Annotated in this window: 19 protein-coding genes; 12 read left to right on the forward strand and 7 right to left on the reverse strand. The window is 71.4% G+C overall.

What is annotated here, in order from left to right; all coding sequences use genetic code 11:
- Positions 1-116 precede the first annotated feature (116 nt).
- Positions 117-1364, forward strand: a complete 1248-nt coding sequence (locus ACWCO8_RS11005) for a LuxR C-terminal-related transcriptional regulator (protein ID WP_451032001.1) — start codon at positions 117-119, stop codon at positions 1362-1364.
- Positions 1365-1431: 67 nt separating this feature from the next.
- On the forward strand, positions 1432-3144 hold the full coding sequence (locus ACWCO8_RS11010; protein WP_451032002.1) for a bifunctional 3'-5' exonuclease/DNA polymerase: 1713 nt from the start codon (positions 1432-1434) through the stop codon (positions 3142-3144).
- A gap of 48 nt (positions 3145-3192) precedes the next feature.
- Here the strand turns inward: ACWCO8_RS11010 and ACWCO8_RS11015 are convergent, their stop codons facing one another.
- Positions 3193-4425, reverse strand: coding sequence for a hypothetical protein (locus tag ACWCO8_RS11015; protein WP_451032003.1), 1233 nt, complete (start codon positions 4423-4425; stop codon positions 3193-3195).
- Positions 4426-4520: 95 nt separating this feature from the next.
- On the reverse strand, positions 4521-5030 hold the full coding sequence (locus tag ACWCO8_RS11020) for a SigE family RNA polymerase sigma factor (RefSeq protein WP_451032004.1): 510 nt from the start codon (positions 5028-5030) through the stop codon (positions 4521-4523).
- 162 nt (positions 5031-5192) lie between these two features.
- Here ACWCO8_RS11020 and ACWCO8_RS11025 point away from each other — a divergent pair, with 162 nt between their 5' ends.
- The 3 genes from ACWCO8_RS11025 (at position 5193) to ACWCO8_RS11035 (ending at position 7321) form a co-directional block, all read left to right on the forward strand.
- On the forward strand, positions 5193-5591 hold the full coding sequence (locus ACWCO8_RS11025) for a DUF6479 family protein (RefSeq protein WP_451032005.1): 399 nt from the start codon (positions 5193-5195) through the stop codon (positions 5589-5591).
- Between the two features lie 117 nt (positions 5592-5708).
- Complete coding sequence (locus ACWCO8_RS11030) at positions 5709-6524, forward strand: RNA polymerase subunit sigma-70 (RefSeq protein WP_451032006.1); 816 nt, start codon at positions 5709-5711, stop codon at positions 6522-6524.
- A gap of 170 nt (positions 6525-6694) precedes the next feature.
- Positions 6695-7321, forward strand: a complete 627-nt coding sequence (locus ACWCO8_RS11035) for a dihydrofolate reductase family protein (RefSeq protein WP_451032385.1) — start codon at positions 6695-6697, stop codon at positions 7319-7321.
- Positions 7322-7361: 40 nt separating this feature from the next.
- Here ACWCO8_RS11035 and ACWCO8_RS11040 read toward each other — a convergent pair whose 3' ends face one another.
- From ACWCO8_RS11040 to ACWCO8_RS11050, 3 genes are all read right to left on the reverse strand, one after another.
- Positions 7362-8069 carry a pyridoxamine 5'-phosphate oxidase family protein gene (locus tag ACWCO8_RS11040; RefSeq protein ID WP_451032007.1) on the reverse strand — a complete coding sequence of 236 codons (708 nt, stop codon included), beginning with the start codon at positions 8067-8069 and terminating at the stop codon, positions 7362-7364.
- A gap of 111 nt (positions 8070-8180) precedes the next feature.
- A complete protein-coding gene (locus ACWCO8_RS11045) occupies positions 8181-9494 on the reverse strand; it encodes an MFS transporter (RefSeq protein ID WP_451032008.1) in 1314 nt (437 codons plus the stop codon).
- Positions 9487-9714: a hypothetical protein gene (locus tag ACWCO8_RS11050; RefSeq protein ID WP_451032009.1), complete on the reverse strand. Its 228-nt coding sequence runs from the start codon at positions 9712-9714 to the stop codon at positions 9487-9489. Before ACWCO8_RS11050 ends, ACWCO8_RS11045 begins: the two co-directional genes overlap by 8 nt.
- Between ACWCO8_RS11050 and ACWCO8_RS11055 the strand changes: the two genes are divergently transcribed.
- The 7 genes from ACWCO8_RS11055 (at position 9688) to ACWCO8_RS11085 (ending at position 18888) form a co-directional block, all read left to right on the forward strand.
- The gene (locus tag ACWCO8_RS11055) at positions 9688-9954 is read left to right on the forward strand and encodes a hypothetical protein (RefSeq protein WP_451032010.1); all 267 of its coding nucleotides are present in this window, start codon (positions 9688-9690) and stop codon (positions 9952-9954) included. The two genes, ACWCO8_RS11050 and ACWCO8_RS11055, sit on opposite strands and share 27 nt — an antisense overlap.
- A 217-nt stretch (positions 9955-10171) precedes the next feature.
- The gene (locus ACWCO8_RS11060) at positions 10172-11191 is read left to right on the forward strand and encodes a LacI family DNA-binding transcriptional regulator (RefSeq protein ID WP_451032011.1); all 1020 of its coding nucleotides are present in this window, start codon (positions 10172-10174) and stop codon (positions 11189-11191) included.
- A 123-nt stretch (positions 11192-11314) separates the two neighbouring features.
- Positions 11315-12667, forward strand: a complete 1353-nt coding sequence (locus ACWCO8_RS11065) for an extracellular solute-binding protein (protein WP_451032012.1) — start codon at positions 11315-11317, stop codon at positions 12665-12667.
- A gap of 1 nt (position 12668) precedes the next feature.
- On the forward strand, positions 12669-13625 hold the full coding sequence (locus ACWCO8_RS11070) for a carbohydrate ABC transporter permease (protein ID WP_451032013.1): 957 nt from the start codon (positions 12669-12671) through the stop codon (positions 13623-13625).
- Between the two features lie 29 nt (positions 13626-13654).
- Positions 13655-14539, forward strand: a complete 885-nt coding sequence (locus ACWCO8_RS11075; protein ID WP_451032014.1) for a carbohydrate ABC transporter permease — start codon at positions 13655-13657, stop codon at positions 14537-14539.
- An 83-nt stretch (positions 14540-14622) separates the two neighbouring features.
- Entirely contained in the window at positions 14623-17181 is a 2559-nt protein-coding gene (locus ACWCO8_RS11080; protein WP_451032015.1) for a carbohydrate-binding protein, read from the forward strand.
- Between the two features lie 93 nt (positions 17182-17274).
- Positions 17275-18888 (forward strand): glycoside hydrolase family 13 protein, encoded by a 1614-nt coding sequence (locus ACWCO8_RS11085; RefSeq protein ID WP_451032016.1) that lies wholly within the window; start codon positions 17275-17277, stop codon positions 18886-18888.
- Between the two features lie 55 nt (positions 18889-18943).
- Here ACWCO8_RS11085 and ACWCO8_RS11090 read toward each other — a convergent pair whose 3' ends face one another.
- Both ACWCO8_RS11090 and ACWCO8_RS11095 read right to left on the reverse strand, forming a co-directional pair.
- Complete coding sequence (locus ACWCO8_RS11090) at positions 18944-19621, reverse strand: response regulator transcription factor (protein WP_451032017.1); 678 nt, start codon at positions 19619-19621, stop codon at positions 18944-18946.
- Positions 19622-20806, reverse strand: coding sequence for a sensor histidine kinase (locus tag ACWCO8_RS11095; RefSeq protein WP_451032018.1), 1185 nt, complete (start codon positions 20804-20806; stop codon positions 19622-19624).
- Positions 20807-20995: the final 189 nt, after the last annotated feature.

The following is a 20995-nucleotide window of genomic DNA, read 5'->3' on the forward strand; positions in this document are numbered from 1 at the left end:
CGGCCTCCGTAGACTCTTGTTCGTCGATGAGGCCAGCTTGTCCTCTCTCGCTACCTTCTCCGCCCGTCGTTCGGGTAGGGCTGGCTGGTCGAAAGGACAGGCCTAAGCTCACCCCTATGGACGCGATCACGCTCACCACCGCGTACGAGGTCATCCGGCAGCCGCTCGGTCAGATCCTGCCCCGACTCTCCGCCGCCCTCGGCCCGCTCATCCCGCACCGCGCCGCCGCCGAACTCGCCACGCACTGCGCCCATTCCCCGTACAAGAGCGTCGGCGAGCCCGCGCACGGGCTGCCGACCGCCGCCGAACTCACCCCGCTGCTCGCCTCCGGCACCCCCGGCCAGCCCTGGCAGGGGCGTGCCGTCGTCGGCGGTGCCGAGCGCGAGATCGTCGCCGTCACCAGCGACGCGACCGCCCGGCGGTCCGTTCTTGTCCTCGTGCGGGACGAGGGTGGGGTTGTGTCCGATGACGTCCTCGGCGTCGCTCAGGTCCTCTGGGATCTTGTCACCAGTCACTTCGACCGGTTCGCCGTCGAAGCCATGCCCGGTGCCCTCGCCCGGTCGCGGGCCGCCGCCGACACCCGGGCGCGGGTCATCGCCGAGCTGACCACCACGCACTCCTCGGCGCTCTCCGGGATCCTCGCCGTGCTCCGCAGCCGCACCCTCGACGACGCGGCCGCCCGGGCCACCGCCACCGACCTCGCCGTCAACGCGCTGATCCAGATGCGGTCGGAGGCGGAGCGGGACCGGTCCGTCGCCGAGGAGCCCGCCCTCGAAGCGTTCGAGCGGCTCGCGGACGGGCTGCGCACGATGCTCCGGCACAGTCCCGTACGGCTCGAACTCGGGCCCCCCGCCACCTCCCGCACCCTGCCCGCCGATGTCGCCCACGGTGCGCGGGCCATCGTGCGCGCGCTGCTGCTCGTCGTCCTCGAACAGGAGGCGGTCGGCCGGGTCCACGTCGGCTGGCAGGTCACCGAGCACGAGCTGCGGGCCACCCTGCGGGACGACGGGCCCGGCGCCCTGGACGGCTGCCCGGCGGGCGCCGGGAGCGTCACCGACCGGCTCGACGTGCTCGGCGGGCAGCTCGAGTTCGACGCCGTCCCCGGCTGGGGCACGACCTTCACGGCGACCCTGCCGCTCGCCACCCCCGACGCGCCCGTCGCCGCCGTCGACCCGCTCACCGGGCTCGGCGAACGCGAACTGGAGGTCCTCACCCATCTCGCCCTCGGTCACCGCAACCGGCAGATCGCGGCCGCGCTGCACATCAGCGAGTCCACCGTGAAGTTCCACGTCGCCAACATCCTGAACAAGCTCGGGGTGGGGTCCCGGGGCGAGGCCGCCGCGCTCTTTCACCGGGCGGCCTAGCCCGAAGTCCCTCTCACGCAGAGCGGCGAAAACCGCGTTGTCAGTGGTGGGTGCCAGACTCGCACCCATGAGCGAGAGGTGGGCGCTGGCCGCCGAAGCGGAGGGGGACGGAGCGCGGCTCGTCCCCCTCGGCCCCGACGCGCTGCCCGCCGGACCCGTCCTGCGCGAGCCGGACCTCGTCGAGGCCGTCCGCTCCCGGCCCGGCGTCGCCCGCTGGGTGTGGCGGTCCACCGCCGAGGTCCACCCCCGGCTGCTCGACGCCGGGGTGCGCGTCGAGCGGTGTTACGACATCGAGGTCGCCGAAGGGCTCCTGCTCGGCCACGAGGGGCGGCTCGGAGAGCCCCGGTCCGCGGCCGCCGCCCTCGCCCGCCTGCGGAACGCCCCCGTACCGCCCGATCCGCCCCAGCGCGCCGCCGAGCCCGGCTCGCAGGACTCCCTCTTCGAGGCGAGACCCAGCGCCACCGCCGTCTCCTTCGAGGACCTCCTCGCCGTCTACGCCGAGCAGCAGGCCCGCCACGACCGGACCGCGCACCCGGGGCGGATGCGGCTGCTCACCGCCGCCGAGTCCGCGGGCATGCTCGTCGCCGCCGAGATGCACCGGGCAGGGCTGCCCTGGCGGGCCGACGTCCACCGGGAGCTGCTGCAGGAGCTGCTGGGCGAGCGGTACGCGGGCGGGGGCGAGCCCCGGCGCCTCGCCGAGCTCGCCGACGAGGTCTCCGCCGCCTTCGGCCACCGCGTCCGACCCGACCTGCCCGCCGACGTCGTCAAGGCCTTCGCCCGGGCCGGGATCCGGGTACGGTCCACCCGTCGCTGGGAGCTGGAGGAGATCGACCACCCCGCCGTCGCTCCGCTCGTCGCCTACAAGAAGCTGTACCGGATCTGGACCGCCCACGGCTGGTCCTGGCTCCAGGACTGGGTGCGGGACGGGCGCTTCCGGCCCGAGTACCAGCCCGGGGGCACGGTCACCGGCCGCTGGACCACCAACGGCGGCGGCGCCCTGCAGATCCCCAAGGTCGTCCGGCGGGCCGTGGTCGCCGACGAGGGCTGGCGGCTCGTCGTCGCGGACGCCGACCAGATGGAGCCCCGGGTCCTCGCCGCGATCTCCCGCGACCCCGGCCTGATGGAGGTCGCCGGACACCCCGACGACCTGTACCGCCGGCTGTCGGACCGGGCGTTCTCCGGCGACCGCGAGCACGCCAAGATCGCGCTCCTCGGTGCGATCTACGGGCAGACCAGCGGCGACGGACTGAAGAACCTGGCGGCGCTCCGCCGCCGCTTCCCGCGCGCCGTCGCCTACGTCGACGACGCCGCGAAGGCCGGCGAGGACGGGCTGCTCGTCCGGACCTGGCTCGGCCGGACCAGCCCGCGCGCCGTCGGCGCGGCCGAGGACGACGAGGCCGGCCTCCCCCAGGAGGGTGGCAGTGAGGGTGCGGGCGGCGAATCCGGCTCCGGGGAGGGCGAGTACACGCCCGGCTACGCCTCCGGCAACTCCCGGGCGCGCGGCCGGTTCACCCGTAACTTCGTCGTCCAGGGCAGCGCGGCGGAGTGGGCGCTGCTGATGCTCGCCGCGCTGCGCCGCGCCACCGCCGGGATGCGGGCCGAGCTGGTCTTCTTCCAGCACGACGAGGTGATCGTGCACTGCCCGGCCGAGGAGGCCGAGGCGGTGACGGAGGCGATCCGGGCGGCCGGGGACGAGGCCGGCCGCATCGCCTTCGGGCACACCCCGGTGCGTTTCCCGTTCACGACGGCGACGGTGGAGCGGTACGCCGACGCGAAGTGAGGGGCCCTGCGCGGAGGCCCGCCCCACGGCCCGCCACACCACGGCCCGCTACTCCGTCTCGAACTTCGACCACTTCGGGCTCAGCGCGATCTCCCTCAGCTGCTCCTTCGTCAGCGCGGGCTTCGCGCGTGTCGCGGCCTCGTGCTGTGCGCCCGTGTTGAACGCGGAGATCACCACCCGGAAGCCCGACGGCGTCAGGGACTCGGCCGTCCACGCCGTCACGCCCGCGCCGCCCTTCTCGCCGGGCTCCTCGGTCACCAGGACCAGGCGGCCGTCGGGCAGCTTGGTGCCGGCGGCCTTCAGGCGCGGGGCGACGTCCTCCATGTGGTTCTGCACGTTGATCTGGACGAGGCTCTTGCCCTTGCCGTCGTTCACGACCACGTACGCGAACTCCTCCTCCTGACCGCCGCTCGAGACCACCGTCAGGCCCTTCGGCATCAGCGAGCGCAGGGTCGCCCGGACGTCCGCGCCGTCCACCGAAGGCGGCGGGGTGTCCTTGCCCGGCGTGGGCTTCCCCTCGGGGACCGTCAGCTTCTTGAACAGCGGGCGCCAGCCCTCCGCCGTGACGAGCGTCTTCATCTGTGCGGGGCTGAAGGGCGGGTCCGTGCGGGTGACGTCGGAGTCCTTGGCGCTCGGCGCGTTGTACTCGCTCGCGTCGACCAGGAAGCCGTCCCTCGTGAGCAGGACCGCCCGCCAGTTCTTCGTGTCCGTGCGCCGGTCCGGGTACTCGTACCCCTGGAGGACCATCAGCCGGTCGCCGTTCGGCAGCTTGCTGCTCGTGCAGGCGTCGTGGGGGACGTACAGCGGGTCCGGGCACGTGACCTGGCCCGCGGCCGACTCCTCGCTCTCCCCCGCCCGGTAAAGACCGACGGTGACACCCGCCTGGCCCTTGCCGTCCTCGTACACGGCCGTGATTGACGTGGAGTCGCTGTGCTCGACTGTCCAGGTGCCGGCCGGGGTGTTCGCCTTCAGCACGGCCGCCAGAGCCGACTCGGGACCCGTGCTCCTCGACGCGGCGACCGAAGAGCCGTCGGTCCCCTTGCCCGAACCGCCCGAACCCAGCAGGTCTCCGGCGTACACCCCGCCGACGCCCACCACCCCGAACGCGAGGACCCCGCAGGTCACCGCCGTCGCGCGACGGCGCCTCACCTGGCGCCTGCCACGGGTCAGGCCGCCGGCCACGAGGCCGCGGCTGTCCTCGGTGGCGAATCCGTCACCGGTACGGCGCAGGGCCGCACCGAGCTCGTCCTCGAAACCGTCGTGTCCCTCGTTCAGAGGCATGCCGAATCACCGTCTCCGGTCCATGAGTGAAGTGAAGGGTAGGTGGAAGTGAAGGGTGGAAGCTGAAGCAGCTGACGTACTCGCTGGTCAGGCGGTCAGTGAGGGGCGAACTCGACGATGCTGCCGCCGAGCCGCTCCCGGAGCTTGGCCAGCGCCCGGGACGTGCGCGTACGGACCGCCGCCGAGCTGACGTGGAGCGCGTCGGCCGTCTCCTCGACGCTGCGGTCCTCCCAGTACCGCAGCACCACCACCGCCCGGTCCTTGGGCGCGAGCGCCGCCAGCGCGTCGAGCAGGGCGATCCGCAGCGTCGGGTCGTCGCCGTCCTCCGGCGCCCGGTCGGGCAGCTCGCCCAGGGGACGCTCCGTCGCCGAGCGTCTCCGCCGGTGACTGAGGAACGTACGGACCAGGACGGTCTGCGCGTACCCGGCCGGGTTGCCGATCCGGTGGACGCGGCCCCACATCGCGTACATCCGGCCCAGCGTCTCCTGCACCAGGTCCTCGGCGAGATGGGTGTCTCCGCTGGTCAGCAGGCATGCCGACCGGTACAGATGACCCGTCCTGGCAGCTGCGAACTCCAGGAACCCGTCCGCACGGGACTGCTTCATGACCCTCCCCCCTGTCACGCGACTCACGCGACCCCCTACACCTCAATGACGCGTTGGGTCCGGGGAAATGTTTCACGCGAGTTGTGCCGATCCGGATCAGGCCTGATTCGAGCAGATTGTTACGTATTGCTCAGATTGGTCCCAGATGGGTATCTCTGGAACATGAACGGTTTTCTCGTGGATTCCGCAGGGGTCACGACGGCGGCCGGAGTCTGGCAGTCCGGACTGGCCCAGGTTCTCGGCGGCCTGGTCGTGGTCGCCGTACTGATCGGCGCGTTCTGGCTGGGGATGAGGGTCCGGGACAAAGAGTCCCCCACCCCCAAGGCCGAGGAGCATCCGCACCGGCCCGAGGGCGGACTTCCCGGCGAGATGTCCGAGTACCGGCGGCCGGCGGAGATGCCCCACACCGACGGCGAGCACCGCCTCATGCCGTACGAGCTCAAGAACGGCGGCACCTCGGGCACCGAGACCTCGCCCGACCCGCCGACCGAGGAGAAGCGCAAGTGGGGCGGGATCTCCAGCGGCGGCTTCGGCAGCGGCGGGACGGGTCACGGCGACTGAGCCCGCGACCCGCCACGACCCGCCGAGGCATGCCCCGAACCTGCGACGGCCTGCACAGGCCGCACGGCCTGCCACGACCTGTCACGGAGGTGACGCAGAGAGGTGGTCGATCACGCGGTGAGCCATGACGATGCCGCGCGGCTGCGGGCGATCGCGTACCGGATGCTGGGCTCGTTCGCCGAGGCCGACGAGGCTGCGCAAGCGGTACGAGCCGTACAGGCCGCCGGGTCCGTGGCGGACATGGCGGATGTGGCCGACGCCGATGCCGCCGTCGCGCGCGTCTGCCTGGAACGGCTGCGTGCCCGCGAGTCCCGGCGCCAGGACCCCTGGGATCCCTGGGCCACGGGCGAGCCCCGCGAGTCGGTGCGCGGGGCCGACGACGTCGACCCGGCTCTGTTCGCCGCGCTCGACGCGCTGACGCCCGCCGAGCGGGTGGCGTTCGTGCTGCACGACATGTTCGCGGTGCCGATCGACCACGTCGCGCCCGTCGTGGACCGCACCCCGGCGGCGACCCGGCAGCTGGTGAGCCGGGCGGCCACCCGCGTGCGGGGTACGGAGGAGATGCCCGAGCCGGACCTTCCGCGCCAGCGGGAGGTCGTGGCCGCGCTGCACGCCGCCGCGCGCGACGGGGACTCCGACGCCGTGCGCGCGCTCCTCGACCCGGAGGTGCTCCTGCGCGCCGACGCGGAGGCGGTACGGGCCGGGGCGGCCGTCGCCCACGGGGCCCAGGCGGTCTCGGAGCGCCTCGCCGAGCTGGCGCGGAAGGCCCGCCCCGCGCTCGTCGACGACGCGGCGGGGCTGGTGGGGGCGGGGGCGGGTGCCGCCTTCGTGATGGCGTTCACCGTGATCGACGGGCGCGTGACGGCCGTCGACGTCCTGATGGACCCCAGCCATCTGGAGCGCATGCGCGTGGAGGTCCTGGAGGTCGGCTGAATCCGGCCGGGCACCCTCCGCGAGCGTCCCCGCGAGCGCCTCCGCGATGAGTTCCGCCGGACCGGGCAGTCTGCCCCTCGACAACCTCAGGCCCCGGACCACCTCAGGCCGAGGACAACCTCAGGCCCCGTAGGAGACGACCCGTGCACCAGGAACAGCTGCTCAGAGTCATGAACTTCTGCGTCTCGCGCGACGGATACGGCGCGGGCGAGAACCAGAGCCTCGAACGGCCCTTCGGCCACGCCGATCCCGGGACCATGTTCTCCTGGGCCGGTGCCACGGCGAGCTGGCCGAACCGCACCGACCCCGGGGGCACCCGGGGCATCGACGACTACTTCACCCGGGACTTCCTGAACAACATCGGCGCGGAGATCATGGGCCGGAACAAGTTCGGGCCCCAGCGCGGCCCCTGGAAGGACCTGGACTGGCTCGGGTGGTGGGGCGACGAACCGCCCTTCCACACCCCGGTGTTCGTGATGACCCACCACGTGCGGCCGTCCTTCTCGCTCTCCGACACCACCTTCCACTTCGTCGACGCCGACCCCGCCACGGTCCTCGCCCAGGCGCGCGAGGCGGCCGACGGCAAGGACGTCCGGCTCGGCGGCGGGGCCGCCACGGTCCGGGAGTTCCTCGACGCCGACCTCGTGGACACCCTCCACGTCGCGGTCTCGGACGGCGTGGAGCTCGGGGCGGGCTCGCGGCTCTGGGAGTCGCCGGACGAGCTGCTCGACCGGTTCCACCTGGAGGTCGTGCCCAGCCCCAGCGGTGTCACCCACCACCTCTTCTGGCGGAAGTGAGCCCCAAGAGCCCGAGGAAGCGCCGAGAAAGCGGACGGCCTCAGCCGACGACGCTCCCCTCCCGGGCCGCTATGTGCGCCGGCGGTTCGATGTCCGCCGGCAGCACCGGGTCCGGGATCAGGGGGCCGAAGGTCGTGACGAGCGGGAGGACCCCGGCCCACAGGCCCAGTTCCGCGTCCGGGCCGTCGCCGTCGTCCGGCGGGCCCGAGGCGATCTTGACCGACGCCTCGGTGAGGTCGAGGGCGAGCAGCGAGGTCGCCGCCAGCTCCTTGCGGCTCGGCCGGCGGGCGTACTCCCACTGGCCCGGCGCGCTCTGTTCGGTGAGCGCGCGCAGCCCGCGCAGCTTCTCCTCCGGGTCGGTCACCTCGCGCGGAACGCCGTAGATCATCGCGCAGCGGTAGTTGACCCCGTGCTCGAAGACGGACCGGGCGAGCACAAGCCCGTCGACGTGCGTCACCGTGACGCAGACCGTGGCGTCGGGCGCCTGGACCAGGCTGCGGCTGGCGACGGAGCCGTGAAGGTACAGCCGGCCGCCCTCGGCGCCGTACTCGGTCCCGTACACCGTGGGCACGACCATCGGGGTGCCGTCGACGGTGACGCCGAGGTGGCAGAGGAACCCGGCGGCGAGCACCGCCTCCAGATCGGCACGCCGGTGGCTGCCCTTGTCGCGCATCCGGCGGAGGCGGGTGCGCTCGGTGGGGGCGAGGTCGTCCGGTGCGGCAGGTGTCCGTTCGGAGGCGGTGCTCATGGAGTCCTCTTCGTATGTGGTCGGATGACCCGATTTCTACGTCCTCCGGACCCCGCCCCGCCACCCTCGCCCGCCTGCCGGACAGCCGCTAGGGGCATAGGTGGCGCGGGCTCACTTGGCCGCCTCCGGTTCCGGGCTCGCCACCCTGTCACCGGAAGCGGAGCCGGCGCCAGAGCCAGAGCCCGACCCGGCGCCGGAGCCCGACCCGCGCAGCCCGGGCAGGAGCAGCACGAGGGCGGCGACCACGAGCACGCCACCGGACCAGACGATCGAGGCGGCGATGCCGACGAACCCGGCGAGCAGACCGCCCACGACGACGCCGATGACGGTGAAGTTGACCATCAGAGCGTTGAGCAGGCCGACGCCCCGGCCGCGCAGCTCCTCGGGGAGGTCGCTGAGCAGCGTGTTGGCAACCGGCACCTGGAAGAGGCCGGAGCCGAGACCGGCGAGCACGCACCACGCCATGACGACGACCAGGCCGACCGCGCCCCGGTCGGTGCCGTCCCAGACGGCGCCGGTGGGGGCGAGGAGCAGCAGCGAGGCGCCGAAGACCACGATCGAGCCGATGAGCAGCTTGCGGTCGGAGAACCGGCGGACCAGCGGCGGGCCGGTCAGGGCGCCGATGACGCTGCCCGCGCCGAACATCGCCTGCGCGAGGCCGTAGCCGGTGGCGGGCAGCTCGAAGACGTTCAGGAGCTGGGAGTTGAGGTGGGTGGTGAACAGGCCGAGAACCAGCATCACCGGGACCATGACGACGGCCAGGAACTTCAGCGACGGCACGGCGAGCACCCCGGAGATCCCGGTGCGCAGCGACTGCCAGTAACCCTCGCGCCCGCTGTCGGCGCCCCTGACGGGCACCTCCTTCAGGACGGCCATGCTGGCGAGAAGCACGGCGGAGATCGCGAACGTCGCCGCATCGAGCACGAAGACGAAGGTGACGCTGCCGAAGGCGATGAGCAGGCCGCCGAGCGCGGGGCCGATCAGGTTCAGGGTGTGGTTGGTCGACTGGAAGAGCGCGACGGCCGTGGGGATGCTGTGGCCGCGCACGATCAGCGGTATCGCCGTGATGCGGGCCGTCTCGAAGAAGGCCTTCGCGATGCCGCTGAGCAGGATCAGCCCGAGGAGGAGCAGCGGGGAGTCCCGTACGACGATCATCGCGAGGACCAGGGCGATCCGGACGATGTCGGAGCCGACCATGAGGTACCGGGCCGGCAGCCGGTCGGCGAGCGGGCCCACGAAGGCGCCGAGCACGCCGAACGGAAGGAGTTGGGCGATGACGACCAGCGAGACGTACAGGACCGGGTCGTCGGTCTCGGTGGCCACGACGTAGATCAGGGTGATCTTCGTGATGGCGTCACCGAGGAAGGAGGCGACGACGGCCAGCCAGTACCTGATGTACGTCCGGTCCTTCAAGAGCTCAAGCATGGTCGCCTCCGTCACCGCGCGGGGCGGCGTTCAGTACGTCGTTGAGCACGGCGGCGACGCCCTCGATGTGAGGGGCGCGCTCCGTCGTGCGGTGGTTGCCGTCGACCGGGCGGACGTCGAAACTCCGCGGGTGGCCGAGGTGCGCGTGCTCGTCGTCGGCGGTGCGCAGCACGGCGATCCGAAGCAGCGGCCCGTGGACCAGGTCGAAGGGGGCGCGCATCTCCTCGACGGCGTCAGCTCCGCGTCCCGCTCGTCGGCGGGAGCGGACCGCAGGTCGACGTGGCGGACGGGCACGCTCATGCTCGCGTGGACGACCTCGACGGGCGCCTGGCCGTCGTACTCAGAGGTCGTACGCATCGCCTCGTGGCGCTGGACGAACGCGTCGGTGGCGCGCTGCGGCGCGTCCCGGTCCAGTTCACCGTGCAGCTTCGAGGCGAACTGGCTGCCCCCGGAGTCGTAAGCCCTCCGCTCCACACCGCACCTCCACGTAAGCGCGGACCCCCGGGGCCCGGCTGGCTGAACTCGCCCCCACCCTGATCCGCACGCTCCACGGCACTCAACACCCACCCCATACCGACTCCCGAACCGAGGAATCGCCCCAGCCGATCAACCCACCCTCCCGGCAAATATTTGCAAGACACTGACCGGTTTTTGCGACGGTGCTGTACGGTACGCGCATGAAGAAGAGGCTGATCGACGTGGCGCAGTTCGCGGGCGTCAGTGAGGCGACGGCGCGGCGGGCGCTCCATGGCAGCTCCCTGGTGGCGCCGGCGACGCGCGAGCGGGTGCTGACGGCGCTCGACGTCCTCGGGCTGCCCCGCCCCGCGGGGCAGGAGAAGGAGCGGAACCTGTTGATCGGCGTGGTGGTGCCGAATCTGCAGAATCCCGTCTTTCCCGCGTTCGCGGAAGCAATCACCAGTCGGCTCAACAAGCGCGGCCTGGTGCCCGTGCTGTGCACCCGTACCTCCGACGGGGTGTCCGAGGCCAACTACATCGAGATGCTGCTCGCCCAGAACATCGGCGGGATCGTCTTCATCGGGTCCAGTTACGCGGATGCCGGCGCCGAGCAGGGGGCGGCCCTGAAGGAGCGCAAGGTGCCGCTCGTCCTGGTCAACCCGGCCGACGAGAACGCGGACGCGGTGCAGATCAGCGCCGATGACGCCGACGCGGTGCAGCAGGCGCTCACCCATCTGACCGGGATGGGGCACCGGCGGATCGGGCTCCTGGTCGGGCCCGTGGGGCACGTGCCGTCCGCCCGTAAGCTCGCCGCCTTCGCCGCCTTCTGGAAGGCCCGCGAGGTGGCATCCGAGGAGTGGAAGCCCCTGGTCGGACACGCCCTGTTCTCCATGGAGGCGGGCGCCGCCACGGCCGCCAGGCTCCTGCACGGCGGGGCGACGGCCATTGTTTGCGGAAGCGATGAACTGGCCCTGGGGGCGATCCGCGGAGCCCGCAGACTGGGCCTGGACGTACCGGGCGATGTCTCCGTGACCGGCTTCGACGACTCGCTGCTCATGGGGGCCGTCGACCCGCCGCTGACGACCTGCCGGCAGCCCGTGGCGCGCATGGCCGACGCCGCCGTGGAGGCGCTGACGATGCAGATGCGGGAACAGCCGGTGGAGGCCGGAGTGACCCCGTTCCAGACCCAGCTGATCGTCCGGGGTTCCACCGGAAGGCCTGGTCGCCCGCCCCACAAGTAAGAATTTTTCAACCTGTCATTGACTTCTTACATGACCGACTCCTACCTTCTGCCATGTCAGCCGGCGCCCCCGGACAGACGGGACCGGGCAGAGCGCGGCGCATCTCAGGAGGGCCGATCTGTCATGGCAGGTACGCAGAGCCGTCGTGGGCTCATAGCCGCGGGTATCGCCGTTGCTCTCGCCGGAGGGCTGGCCGGCTGCGGCGGCTCCCCGGCCGTGTCCAAGGACGGCATCGTCACCATCACGGTCAACGGCATGCCGCCCAAGACCCAGCCGGTGGACCGCAAGTACTTCGAGGAGGACATCAAGGCCTTCGAGAAGGAGCACCCGAAGATCAGGATCGACGCCCGTGAAGGGCAGATGGATCCCAAGACGTTCTCCGCCAAGCTCGCCGGCGGCCAGCTCGAGGACGTCTACTACGTCTACTTCACCGACCCCGCGGGCCTCATCGCCCGCCGTCAGGGCGCGAAGATCACCCCGTACGTCAAGGACATGCCGTACTACAAGGACATCAAGTCCGACTACCTCGACGTGTTCACCGGCTCCGACGGCGACCTGTACGGCCTGCCGAACGGGCAGTACTCCCTCGGCCTGATCTACAACCGCGACCTGTTCAAGAAGGCCGGACTCGACCCGGACAAGCCGCCGGCCACCTGGGAAGAGGTCCGTACGGCCGCCCAGAAGATCGGCGCGCTCGGCGACGGCACGGTCGGCTACGCCGACTACAGCAAGAACAACCAGGGCGGCTGGCACTTCACCGCGTGGGTCTACTCGCTCGGCGGCGACATCGCGGTCGCGGAGAACGGCGGCTGGAAGGCGGCCTTCAACGACCCCGCGGGCCGCAAGGCGCTGCAGATGCTCCACGACATGCGCTGGACCGACAACTCCATGGGGACGCGCCAGCTCCTGCAGATCGAGGACGTCCAGAAGATGATGGGCGCCGGCAAGCTCGGTATGTACATGGCCGGCCCGGACAACATCCCCACCATCGTCAAGCAGTTCGAGCGCAAGTACGACGAGTACGGCGTCGCCGCGATGCCGGGCAAGGCGACCCTCGGCGGCGGCAACGGCTTCATGTTCAACCCCAAGGCCTCGCCGGAGAAGATCAAGGCCGGCATCGAGTGGGTCCAGTGGAAGTACCTCAACCCCGACCGCACCGAGTTCGAGGACAAGCGCGCCTCGGGCAACGACATCCCGATCGGGCTCCCCCTCGACCGGCTGTTCACCGGCGCGGCGCAGCAGAAGCAGGACGCCGCGCACTCCAAGTTCGCCAACGTCCCGCGCGACAACTACAAGCCCTTCGTCGAGGGCAACGCCACGCGCGAGCAGAAGGTCGAGCCGCCGAACGCCCAGCAGATCTACGCCGTTCTGGACGGAGTGATGCAGGCCGTCCTGACCGACAAGGACGCCGACCTCGACAAGCTGCTCGCCGATGCCGCCAAGAAGGTCGACGGCATCCTCGCGACGGTCAAGTGACATGGCGGCACCGGCCCTCGCGCGGACACCGAAAGCCTCTTCGCGGCCGCGGAAGGACACCGGGCGAACTCCCGGGCGACAGGACCAGAGGCGTCGGCGCCGCGTCCGCGAGAACCTGATCGCCTACGCGTTCCTCGGCGCCGGGCTGATCTGCTTCGTCCTCTTCTCCTGGTACCCGATCGTGCGGGGCCTGCTGCTCGGCTTCCAGGAGGTCACCTTCTCCCAGCCCGCGACCTGGGTGGGCTGGGAGAACTACCAACGCCTCTTCGACGACCCGCTGTTCGCCACGGCCTGGAAGAACACCGGCTGGTTCACCCTCCTTGCGCTCGTCTTCGGCTTCGCCGCCCCGTTCGCCACCGCGGTCGTCCTCAACGAGTTCCGGCACGCCCGCGGCTATCTGCGGATGACGGTGTACCTGCCGGTGATGCTGCCGCCGATCGTCACGATGCTGCTGTGGCGCTGGTTCTACGACCCGGGCCCCGGGCTCTTCAACAGCGTCCTGGAGGTCCTGCACCTGCCGGCCCAGCAGTGGCTGGAGTCGGAGAACCTGGCCATGGTCTCCCTGGTCCTCGTCTCGACCTGGGCCAACATGGGCACCACCACGCTGATCTACCTCGCGGCCCTGGGTTCCATCCCCGGCGAGCTGTACGAGGCGGCCGAACTCGACGGCGCGTCCGTCCGGCAGCGGCTGTGGCACGTGACGATCCCGCAGACGCGGTTCATCCTCATGATCACCCTGCTGCTCCAGGTCATCGGCACCATGCAGGTGTTCATCGAACCGTTCGTCCTCACCGGAGGCGGACCCAACGACGCCACCGTCACCGTCCTGCTGCTGCTCTACCGGTACGCGTTCGTCTACAACGACTTCGGCATGGCGAGCGCCATGAGCACCGTGCTGTTCGTCGTCCTGGGCCTGTTCGCGGCGGTCTACCTGCGCCTGACCCGCGGCAAGAGCTGATGCGAAGCCCGAAAGGAGGCACAACGAAGATGTCCGCCCCCGCGGAACGCACACTCATCGCACCGTCCGAGATGAACCGCCGCACCGGCCGGTACCTGTACCGCTTCGTACTCACCCTGACCCTCGTCGGCTTCACGCTCGCGTTCGTCTTCCCGCTGTACTTGATGGCCTCCGGCGCCCTGAAGTCGTCCGCCGAACTCGCCGACCCCAACCCCACCCTGTGGCCGCAGAGTTGGCACCCGGAGTCGTACAGCGAGGCATGGACCAACGTCGGTCTGGCCCAGTACTTCCTCAACACCCTGCTGCTGGCCCTCGGCGCCTGGCTCACCCAGCTCGTCGTCGACGTCGCGGCCGCGTACGCCCTGTCCCGGCTGCGTCCCGTCCTGGGCAACGTCGTCCTGGGCATGATGCTGGCCACCCTCATGCTGCCGGTGTCCGCGCTGCTGGTGCCCACCTATCTGACGGTCACCGACGTCCCGCTCCTCCACGTCAACCTGATCAACACGCCGTGGGCGGTCTGGCTGCCGGCCTGCGCGAACGCGTTCAACATCTTCATCCTGAAACGGTTCTTCGACCGGATCCCGGCCGAGCTCCTCGATTCGGCCCAACTGGACGGGGCCGGTCCGACACGGGTCCTCGTCTCCGTGGTGCTCCCGCTCTCGCGCCCGGTCCTGGCCGTCGTCTCGATCTTCGCGATCGTCGGCGTCTGGAAGGACTTCCTCTGGCCGCTCCTCGTCCTGCCGGACCCCGCGCGCCAGCCGATCACCGTCGCGCTCAACCGCCTGGCCGAGTTCATGCCCGCCAACCAGCTCCTCGCGGGCATGGTCATGGCCTCCATCCCGCTGCTGGTCATCTTCCTCGTCTTCCAGCGCCACATCATCGCGGGCCTGACGGCGGGCAGCCTGAAGGGCTGAACTCCGCGCCCGCCCCCGCTCTTCCCCCTCCACTCGGCCTCCCCAAGGGCCGAGCCGCCCCCGCACCGGAAGGACACACCGCCGTGTCGATCCACCGCACCTCCGCGCGCCCCAGAACCAGGAACTCCGCCGCGACAGCCGCCGCCCTCCTCCTGGCCCTCGCCGGGACCGCCTCCTACAGCCTCACCGCCCCGACTCCCGCCCACGCCGCCACCGTGGTCCTGGAGTCCGAGGCGGCCGCCCTCGCCGGCGGCACCGCGGTGGAGCAGGAACACGCCGGGTACACGGGGACGGGCTACGTCGGCGGCTACACCGACGGCAACAAGGGCGCGGCGTCCACGTCGTACACCGTCTCGTCCGCGTTCGCGGGCACCGGGTCCGTGAAGGTCCGGTACGCCAACGGCACCGGCGCGGCCAAGACGCTGACGCTGCTCGTCAACGGCACCGCGACCGGCCAGGTCACCTTCCCGGCCACCAGCGGCTGGGCGAGCTGGGCCACGGTGGACGTCCCCGTCACCTACGCCCAGGGCACCAACACCCTCCGGCTGGCCTTCACCGCCGGCGACAGCGGCAACGTCAACCTCGACAACGTCACCGCCACCACCCCCGACGCCCCCACCCCCGTCGACCCCGCCGTCCTGGAGGCGGAGTCCGCCACCCTGGCCGGTGGCGCGGTCGTCGAACGGGAGCACGCCGGGTACACCGGGACGGGCTACGTCGGCGGCTACACCGACGGCAACAAGGGCACCGCCTCCCTCACCACGGGCGTACAGTCCGCCCACGCCGGCGCGGGCACCGCCACCCTCCGCTACGCCAACGGCACCGGCTCCCCCAAGACCCTGACGCTGCTCGTCAACGGCACCGCGACCGGCCAGGTCACCTTCCCCGCCACCAGCGGCTGGGCGACCTGGGCCACGGTGGACGTCCCCGTCACCTACGCCCAGGGCGCCAACACCCTCCGGCTGGCCTTCGCCACCACCGACAGCGGCAACGTCAACATCGACCACCTCAAGGCGACCACCCCCACCGGCCCCGGCGACCCGGACCCGAGCGGGGTGGGAGCGACCGTCCCGTTCACCACGTACGAGGCGGAGGCAGGCACCAGTCAGGGCTCGACGATCGGCCCCGACCGCACGTACCTCACCGTCGCCTCGGAGGCCTCCGGCCGCAAGGCCGTCACGCTGTCCCAGACCGGCGACTACGTCGAGGTCACGCTGACCAAGCCCGCCAACGCCATCAACCTGCGCTACTCCCTGCCGGACAGCGGCGACGGCAAGGGCATCGACGCCTCCCTCAGCGCGTACGCCGACGGCCAGGCGCTGCCCGACCTCCAGCTGACCTCCCGGTACGCCTGGGTCTACGGCGAGTACCCGTACACCAACAATCCGGGCGAGGGCAAAGCCCACCGCTTCTTCGACGAGACCCGCGTGGCCTTCGGCCAGACCCTGCCGGCGGGCACCGTCCTGCGGCTGCGGAAGGACGCCGGGGACACCGCGCCCTCGTACACGATCGACCTGATCGAGGCGGAGGAGACCGGCGCGGCCGGCGCCCTGCCCAGCGGCTACGTGTCCGCCACCACCCTCGGCGTCACCCCGAACGACGGCCAGGACGACACCTCCGCCCTCAACCAGGCGCTCGTGACGGCCAAGGGCCAGGGCAAGGGGCTGTTCCTGCCGGCCGGCACGTACACCATCTCCGACCACATCGACCTCACCGGTGTGAAGCTGCGCGGCGCGGGGGTGTGGCACACGGTGCTGCGCGGCACCGGCCTCAAGGGCGGTCTGTTCGGGCGGGGCGGCACGAGCACCGTCGAGGACCTGATGATCGACGGCCAGAACACGGTCCGCGACGACGCGGGCGGGCACGCCGCCATCGAGGGCGACTTCGGCACCGGGTCCGTCATCAGCAACGTCTGGATCCAGCACACCAAGGTCGGCCTCTGGATCACCGGCCCGACCGACGGCCTCAAGGCCGACAAGCTGCGGATCCGCAACACGTACGCCGACGGGGTCAACCTGCGCGGCGCGGTGCGGAACACGGTCGTCTCCCACAGCAGCATCCGCGGCACCGGCGACGACGCGCTGGCCATGTGGTCGGACGGCGGGACGGTGACCAACAGCGCCTTCCGCAACAACACCGTGCAGCTGCCCACGCTCGCCAACGGCGCCGCCGTCTACGGCGGCAGCGGCAACAGCGTCGAGAACAACCTCGTCTCCGACACCGTCGTCGCCGCCGCCGGTATCACCGTCTCCACCCGCTTCGGCGAGCCCTTCAGCGGCACCACCACCGTCTCGGGCAACCTCCTGCGCCGCACCGGCAGCATGGAGGTCAACTGGAACGCCAAGCTCGGCGCCCTGTGGGTCTACGCCGACCGGCACGACATCACCCAGCCCGTGGTCCTGACGAACAACACCGTCGAGGACTCCACGTTCAGCGGGCTCCTCGTCACCTGGCAGAAGACGGTCTCCGACCTGCGCGTGAACGGCCTGACCATCGACAGGACGGGCCATCACGGCATCGAGGGCAACGCGGCCGGCAACGGAACCTTCTCCCACACCACCGTCTCCGGAACCGCCGCCGCCCCCCTGAACATGACCGGCGGCTTCACCATCCAGCGCGGAAGCGGCAACTCCGGCTGGTGACCCCGACGGACCGCGGGCCCGGGCGTGCCTCCCTGACCAGCCGCCCGGGCCCGCGGCCCACCACCGTTCCGCTCCCTCACGAAGGCAGGTCCCATGACCCCGCGCACCACCGACTGGTGGCGTCACGCAGCCATCTACCAGGTCTACCCGCGCAGCTTCGCCGACGGCAACGGCGACGGCATCGGCGACCTCTCCGGCGTGCGCTCCAGACTGGACCACCTCCAGCAGCTGGGCATCGAGGCCATCTGGTTCTCCCCCTGGTACCTGACCCCGATGGCGGACGCCGGCTACGACGTCACCGACTTCCGCCAAATCGATCCCCGTTTCGGCACCCTCGCCGAAGCCGAGAAGCTCATCGCCGAGGCCCACGAGCGGGGCATCCGCATCATCGTCGACGTCGTCCCCAACCACGTCTCCAACGAACACGCCTGGTTCACCGCCGCCCTCGCCGCCGGCCCGGGTTCGCCGGAACGCGACCTGTTCTGGTTCCGCGACGGCCGCGGGGAGAACGGCGAACTGCCCCCCAACGCATGGCAGTCCATCTTCGGCGGCTCGGCCTGGACCCGCGTGCCCGACGGCCAGTGGTACCTGCACCTGTTCGCCCCCGAGCAGCCCGACCTCAACTGGCGCAGCCCCCTGGTGCGCGCCGAGTACGAGGACATCCTGCGCTTCTGGTTCGACCGCGGCGTCGACGGCATCCGCGTGGACTCCGCCGCCATGTGCAGCAAGGACCCGGACCTCCCCGACTACGACCACTCCGTCTTCCCCGATCCCCACCCGTACGTGGATCGCGACGAGAACCACGAGATCTACCGGGGCTGGCGCGCCGTCGCCGACTCCTACGCCGAACCCCGCGCCCTGATCGGCGAGGTCTGGCTGGCCGACTCCGCCCGCTTCGCCCAGTACCTGCGCGCCGATGAACTCCACACCGCGTTCAACTTCGACTTCCTCGGCTGCGGTTGGGACGCCGCCGCCCTGCGCGCCTGCGTCGACCAGACGCTCGCCGCGCACGCGGGCGTCGGCGCCGCCAGCACGTGGGTGCTGTCCAACCACGACGTCACCCGGCACGTCACCCGCTACGGCAGGCCCGACACCAGCACCGCGGCCGGCATCCGCCAGTACAACCCCGAGGTCGACGAGGACCTGGGCCGGCGCCGCGCCCGCGCGGCCGCCCTGCTCACAATGGCCCTGCCCGGAGCGGTCTACATCTACCAGGGCGAGGAACTCGGCCTCCCGGAGGTCGAGGACATCCCCGCCGACCGCCGCGACGACCCCATCTACCACCGCACCAACGGCAAGGACCCGGGCCGCGACGGCTGCCGGGTCCCCCTGCCCTGGTCGGGAGAGACGGCACCCTACGGCTTCAGCCCCGCCGACTCCGCAACCCCCTGGCTCCCCCAGCCCCCCACCTGGGCCCACCTGACGGCGGCCGCCCAGGCCAAGGACCCGCACTCCACGCTCACCCTCTACCGCACGGCCCTCACCCTCCGCGCCACCGAACCCGCCCTCGGAGACGGCCCCATGCGGTGGCTCGACTCCCCACCCGACGTCCTGGCCTTCACCCGAGGCGAGTCGTTCACCTGCCTGGTGAACCTCTCCGCCACTCCGGTCCGCCTCCCGGCCCACACCGAGGTCCTGATCTCCTCCGAGCCCCTGACCGAGGCCGAGCTCCCGCCGGACACCAGCGCCTGGCTCCGGACCTCGTAAGGAAAGAAACCCCAGGCCAAACGGCCTGGGGCTCAGGCGGTGGTCCGCGGCCCGGTCATTCCTCCGCGTCGCGGACCACGAGGGCGATCTGGACCCGGTTCTCGACCGCCAGCTTGGCGAACAGGTTGCCCGTGTGCGCCTTGACGGTCGCGACGGTGATGTGGAGCCGTTCGGCGATCTCCGGATTGCCGAGACCGTCCGCGATGGCCCGGGCGGTCTCGAGTTCGCGTTCGGTCAGCGCGGACAGCTTGGTCCGTGCGGCGTCGCGGGACGAGCGGCGGGCCTCGGAGGACTGCGGCCCGGTGGCCGCGGCGATCACCCGTGCCGTGGCCGCCGGGGACAGTACGGGGTTCCCGTCCGCGACGGTCCGCACCGCGTCGAGAATCCGCGCCGGCGGAGTGTCCTTCAGGACGAACCCGAGCGCTCCGGCGCGCAGCGCGCCGAGCACCAGATCGTCGGAGTCGAACGTGGTCAGCATGAGCACGCGGGGCGGCGCCGGCCGGGCGAGGAGTTCCCGGGTCGCGCTGAGACCGTCACGGCCGGGCATCCGGATGTCCATCAGCACGACGTCCGGCCGGTGCTCGTCCACCACGGCGAGCGCGGCGTCCCCGTCGGCCGCCTCCGCGACGACGGTCAGGTCGGGTTCGCCGTCGATGACGAGTCGTAGGGCAAGGCGCACGAGTTGTTCGTCGTCGACGATGACGACACGTACCGGCTCCCGCTCGCTCTCCACTCAACTCCTCTTTTCATGGTCGTTGTTCGGCCAGGGTAGGTGCGCGGTGAGGACGTATCCGCCGTCGGCTGTCGGGTGGTGGCCGAGTTCTCCACCCGCGAGGGTGATGCGTTCGGCGAGGCCGAGCAGGCCGAATCCTGATGACGGCGGTGGAGTGGTCGTCGTGGTGGCCGCGGAGTTGTGGACGCCGACGTGCAGTTCGTCGCCGGCCGTTCCTTCGACGGTGATGTGTACCTGGGCGCCCGGGGCGTGTTTGGCGGCGTTGGTCAGTCCTTCCTGGATGACCCGGTAGCAGGTTCGTCCCACGACGTCGGACGGTTTGCCCGTCACCGTGGTGGTGAGCGTGACGTCCAGTCCGGACGTGCGGGCGTCGGCCACCAGCTCCGGGATGCGGTCGAGGGAGGGCTGGGGCGGTTCCGGGTGGCCCGGGTCGGCGCGGAGCACGCCGAGGACGTCTCGTAGTTCTTCCAGCGCCTGATGGGAGCCGTCGGCGATGCCACGGATCAGCATGCGGTTCTCCTCAGGGGGGAGGTCGCCGCGATGGTCGAGGACTCCGGCCTGCATGGCGACCAGGGAGATCCGGTGCGCGAGCACGTCGTGCATCTCGCGGGCGATGCGGTTCCGTTCCAGCGCCCGTGCCTGCTCCGCGCGTGCGGTCTGTTCCCGTTCCGCGCTCTCCGCCCGCTCGCGCAAGGACCGCACCTCGACGCGCCGGGCGCCGATGGCCACGCCTATGGCCACCGCGATGCCCGCGCTCAGCGCCGGGAGCGCGAGTTGGAGCCAGAGCGAGCCGGGCGGGCTCTCGATCGGGTAGAGCACAAGGGCGAGTTGTGACGCGGCCACGTAGACGAGCACGACAACTCCGATCTCCAGCGGACGGCGGCGCGTGGAGATCGAGCCCAGAGCCAGCAGCGCGGCACCGGTGGCCAGTGTCGACGCCCCCGAGGCGAGGGCGACCGCCAGGGCGACGGCGAGCGGGAACCGTCGCCGCCACAGGAGCGCCGTCAGGCAGCCGAGAGCCACCAGCGGATCACCGGTGACCAACCAGGAACACGTGTCGGTCACGCACCCCCGCGGCAGCGCCGCACCGGTGGAGAGCCAGAAGGGGATGCCCAGTGCCGCGGCGGCCACCAGCCGCCATGCCTGCTGCCACCCCCCGAGCGGTGGCGCGACGTCCGTGTTCATCCGGTCATTGTCGCGAAACCGTGCGGCCGCCACAGCAGCCCCAGGGCCACTCCCGTCCTCGCCCGGAGTCGTAGGACCCCTTCGACTTTGGTCGAAGGTGACTCGACCCGCGGGGCCGATGTGCCGATGCCGCCGGATGAACAGACTCGTATCAGTCGCCCGACCGTTCAGTAGCCGGTTGTCGGGCGC

The organism is Streptomyces sp. NPDC001927, from assembly GCF_053594455.1.

Excerpts from the sequence above, each read along its gene's own strand:
- ACWCO8_RS11015 (WP_451032003.1), bottom strand. The coding sequence starts at position 4,425 with ATGCCTCTGAACGAGGGACACGACGGTTTCGAGGACGAGCTCGGTGCG.
- ACWCO8_RS11065 (WP_451032012.1), top strand. The coding sequence starts at position 11,315 with ATGGCAGGTACGCAGAGCCGTCGTGGGCTCATAGCCGCGGGTATCGCC.
- ACWCO8_RS11095 (WP_451032018.1), bottom strand. The coding sequence starts at position 20,806 with ATGAACACGGACGTCGCGCCACCGCTCGGGGGGTGGCAGCAGGCATGG.
- ACWCO8_RS11060 (WP_451032011.1), top strand. The coding sequence starts at position 10,172 with ATGAAGAAGAGGCTGATCGACGTGGCGCAGTTCGCGGGCGTCAGTGAG.
- ACWCO8_RS11005 (WP_451032001.1), top strand. The coding sequence starts at position 117 with ATGGACGCGATCACGCTCACCACCGCGTACGAGGTCATCCGGCAGCCG.
- ACWCO8_RS11050 (WP_451032009.1), bottom strand. The coding sequence starts at position 9,714 with ATGCGCGCCCCCTTCGACCTGGTCCACGGGCCGCTGCTTCGGATCGCC.
- ACWCO8_RS11045 (WP_451032008.1), bottom strand. The coding sequence starts at position 9,494 with ATGCTTGAGCTCTTGAAGGACCGGACGTACATCAGGTACTGGCTGGCC.
- ACWCO8_RS11040 (WP_451032007.1), bottom strand. The coding sequence starts at position 8,069 with ATGAGCACCGCCTCCGAACGGACACCTGCCGCACCGGACGACCTCGCC.
- ACWCO8_RS11020 (WP_451032004.1), bottom strand. The coding sequence starts at position 5,030 with ATGAAGCAGTCCCGTGCGGACGGGTTCCTGGAGTTCGCAGCTGCCAGG.
- ACWCO8_RS11035 (WP_451032385.1), top strand. The coding sequence starts at position 6,695 with ATGAACTTCTGCGTCTCGCGCGACGGATACGGCGCGGGCGAGAACCAG.
- ACWCO8_RS11070 (WP_451032013.1), top strand. The coding sequence starts at position 12,669 with ATGGCGGCACCGGCCCTCGCGCGGACACCGAAAGCCTCTTCGCGGCCG.
- ACWCO8_RS11075 (WP_451032014.1), top strand. The coding sequence starts at position 13,655 with ATGTCCGCCCCCGCGGAACGCACACTCATCGCACCGTCCGAGATGAAC.
- ACWCO8_RS11085 (WP_451032016.1), top strand. The coding sequence starts at position 17,275 with ATGACCCCGCGCACCACCGACTGGTGGCGTCACGCAGCCATCTACCAG.
- ACWCO8_RS11025 (WP_451032005.1), top strand. The coding sequence starts at position 5,193 with ATGAACGGTTTTCTCGTGGATTCCGCAGGGGTCACGACGGCGGCCGGA.
- ACWCO8_RS11010 (WP_451032002.1), top strand. The coding sequence starts at position 1,432 with ATGAGCGAGAGGTGGGCGCTGGCCGCCGAAGCGGAGGGGGACGGAGCG.